The organism is Virgibacillus indicus, from assembly GCF_002266285.1.
Taxonomy (GTDB): domain Bacteria; phylum Bacillota; class Bacilli; order Bacillales; family Amphibacillaceae; genus Virgibacillus_K; species Virgibacillus_K indicus.
Genome location: NZ_NPMS01000070.1, coordinates 1 through 393, shown reverse-complemented (window position 1 = coordinate 393; position 393 = coordinate 1). Strand labels below are relative to the sequence as shown.

The following is a 393-nucleotide window of genomic DNA, read 5'->3' as shown; positions in this document are numbered from 1 at the left end:
CAAAAGTCACCGCAGAAAATCATTTTGCTATTTTCGCCAAAACGGGTCAAAAGCATTTTCATTTGCATGGCTGTGGTATTTTGTGCCTCGTCTAAAATCACAAAACTGTTGGACAGCGTACGCCCTCGCATATAGGCCAGCGGGGCAATTTCAATTTCACCAGACGCCATTTTTTTCGCCACCTGTTCCGCAGGCAACATATCATAAAGCGCGTCATACAACGGCCGCAGATAGGGATCAATTTTGTCTTTCAAATCCCCAGGTAAAAAGCCAAGGCTTTCTCCGGCTTCGACAGCAGGACGGGACAAAATAATGCGGTCCACGGTGCCTGCGATCAAATTGGACACAGCCACAGCCACAGCCAAATATGTCTTACCTGTACCTGCATGGTCA

Annotated in this window: 1 protein-coding gene; it reads right to left on the bottom strand. The window is 47.6% G+C overall.

Going from position 1 to position 393, the window contains the following annotated elements:
* Nucleotides 1–393, bottom strand: a 393-nt coding sequence (locus CIL03_RS19510) for a PhoH family protein (protein ID WP_133087851.1), incomplete at both ends; no start/stop codon positions are given.